Source organism: Pseudonocardia halophobica, assembly GCF_027922425.1.
Taxonomy (GTDB): Bacteria; Actinomycetota; Actinomycetes; order Mycobacteriales; family Pseudonocardiaceae; genus Pseudonocardia; species Pseudonocardia halophobica.
In genome coordinates this window covers 1646-4817 of record NZ_BSFQ01000079.1, presented here as the reverse complement: position 1 = coordinate 4817, position 3172 = coordinate 1646, and the positions used below count along the sequence as shown (strand labels likewise).

The following is a 3172-nucleotide window of genomic DNA, read 5'->3' as shown; positions in this document are numbered from 1 at the left end:
GTGGCAAGCCCTCGGCCTATTAGTACCAGTCAACTCCACCCCTCACAGGGCTTCCATCTCTGGCCTATCAACCCAGTCGTCTACTGGGAGCCTTACCCACGCAAAGGTGGTGGGAGACCTCATCTTGGAACGAGCTTCCCGCTTAGATGCCTTCAGCGGTTATCCCTTCCGAACATAGCCAACCAGCCATGCACCTGGCGGTACAACTGGCACACCAGAGGTTCGTCCGTCCCGGTCCTCTCGTACTAGGGACAGCCTTCCGCAAGTCTCCTACGCGCGCGGCGGATAGGGACCGAACTGTCTCACGACGTTCTAAACCCAGCTCGCGTACCGCTTTAATGGGCGAACAGCCCAACCCTTGGGACCTACTCCAGCCCCAGGATGCGACGAGCCGACATCGAGGTGCCAAACCATGCCGTCGATATGGACTCTTGGGCAAGATCAGCCTGTTATCCCCGGGGTACCTTTTATCCGTTGAGCGACACCCCTTCCACCAGGAGGTGCCGGATCACTAGTCCCGACTTTCGTCCCTGCTCGACCCGTCAGTCTCACAGTCAAGCTCCCTTGTGCACTTACACTCAACACCTGATTGCCAACCAGGCTGAGGGAACCTTTGGGCGCCTCCGTTACCCTTTAGGAGGCAACCGCCCCAGTTAAACTACCCACCAGGCACTGTCCCTGAACCAGATCATGGCCCGAGGTTCAGACACCCAATTCGACCAGAGTGGTATTTCAACAACGACTCCACAACCACTAGCGTGACCGCTTCACAGTCTCCCACCTATCCTACACAAGCCGAACCGAGCACCAATACCAAGCTGTAGTAAAGGTCCCGGGGTCTTTCCGTCCTGCCGCGCGTAACGAGCATCTTTACTCGTAGTGCAATTTCGCCGAGTCTCTGGTCGAGACAGCGCCCAAGTCGTTACGCCATTCGTGCAGGTCGGAACTTACCCGACAAGGAATTTCGCTACCTTAGGATGGTTATAGTTACCACCGCCGTTTACTGGCGCTTAAATTCTCCGCTTCGCCCCGAAGGGCTAACAGGTCCTCTTAACGTTCCAGCACCGGGCAGGCGTCAGTCCGTATACCTCGTCTTGCGACTTCGCACGGACCTGTGTTTTTAGTAAACAGTCGCTTGGGCCTGGTCTCTGCGACCGGCCGCCCCTAGCCCGCAAGGGGCTTCAAGGCCACCGGCCCTCCTTCTCCCGAAGTTACGGAGGTATTTTGCCGAGTTCCTTAACCAGAGTTCACTCGATCGCCTCGGTATTCTCTACCTGACCACCTGTGTCGGTTTAGGGTACGGGCCGCAACAGCACTCACTAGAGGCTTTTCTCGACAGCATGGGATCACCCTACTTCGCCTCAATCGGCTACGCATCACCTCTCACCCTTGTATGACCCCCGGATTTACCTGGGAGTCGGGCTACAGGCTTACACCACGACAACCACCGCGTGGCGAGGCTACCCTCCTGCGTCACCCCATCGCTTGCCTACTACCGAATCGGACCCCACGCTCCCCCACTCCCCCTCGTCCCGAAGGACTCAGAGGCGGGTTCGGATGGTTAGCATCAACAGCCTCGGCATGGACGCACTATCACGAGCACGGGAATATCAACCCGTTATCCATCGACTACGCCTGTCGGCCTCGCCTTAGGTCCCGGCTCACCCTGGGCGGAACAACCTGGCCCAGGAACCCTTGGTCATCCGGCGGCAGAGATTCTCACTCTGCATTCGCTACTCATGCCTGCATTCTCACTCGCACACCCTCCACCACTCGATCACTCGGCGGCTTCACCGGATGCACGACGCTCCCCTACCCAACAACACCACTACACCACCAGCTCACACTGGAAGCGGATGAATGTGTCATTGCCACGGCTTCGGCGGTGCGCTTGAGCCCCGCTACATTGTCGGCGCAGGACCACTTGACCAGTGAGCTATTACGCACTCTTTCAAGGGTGGCTGCTTCTAAGCCAACCTCCTGGTTGTCTCGGCGATCCCACATCCTTTCCCACTTAGCGCACGCTTAGGGGCCTTAGCCGGTGATCTGGGCTGTTTCCCTCTCGACTACGAAGCTTATCCCCCGCAGTCTCACTGCCGCGCTAACAGTACCGGCATTCGGAGTTTGGCTGACTTCAGTAAGCTTGTCGGCCCCCTAGGCCATCCAGTGCTCTACCTCCGGTACCCACCACGCGACGCTGCACCTAAATGCATTTCGGGGAGAACCAGCTATCACGGAGTTTGATTGGCCTTTCACCCCTACCCACAGCTCATCCCCCAGGTTTTCAACCCTGGTGGGTTCGGGCCTCCACGACGTCTTACCGACGCTTCACCCTGGCCATGGGTAGATCACTCCGCTTCGGGTCTACACCCCGCGACTCAAACGCCCTCTTCAGACTCGCTTTCGCTACGGCTACCCCACACGGGTTAACCTCGCCACGAAGCATAACTCGCAGGCTCATTCTTCAAAAGGCACGCCATCACCCCACAAGAAGGCTCTGACGGCTTGTAGGCACACGGTTTCAGGTACTATTTCACTCCCCTCCCGGGGTACTTTTCACCTTTCCCTCACGGTACTCGTCCGCTATCGGTCACCAGGAAGTATTTAGGCTTAACGGGTGGTCCCGCCAAATTCACAGCAAATTCCACGAGCTCGCTGCTACTCGGGTATACAGTCCATCATGCGCTGCGCGTTTTCGCGTACGGGGCTCTCACCCACTACGGCGACCCTTTCCAGAAGTCTTCCACTAACACACAACCACACAATCCGGGATCCGGCAGAACCCCGACGACCACAACCCACGACACCGCATCCGCAACCCCTGCCGGGTATCACACGAACACGGTTTAGCCTCCTCCGCTTTCGCTCGCCACTACTCACGGAATCACGGTTGTTTTCTCTTCCTGTGGGTACTGAGATGTTTCACTTCCCCACGTTCCCCCCAACACCCTATGAATTCAGATGCTGGTAACGCCCCATGACGGGCGCTGGGTTTCCCCATTCGGACACCCTCGGATCACAGCTCGGTTGACAACTCCCCGAGGACTATCGCGGCCTCCCACGTCCTTCATCGGCTCCTGATGCCCAGGCATCCACCATGTGCCCTTACACACTTGACCACAACAAGATGCTCGCATCCACTATGCAACACTCAACACACAACCACACCCCG

The 3172-nt window shown here is 57.8% G+C and carries 1 rRNA gene; it reads right to left on the bottom strand.

What is annotated here, in order from left to right:
- Positions 1–3119 (bottom strand): 23S ribosomal RNA (locus tag PKE99_RS37070).
- Between the last annotated feature and the right edge of the window lie 53 nt (positions 3120–3172).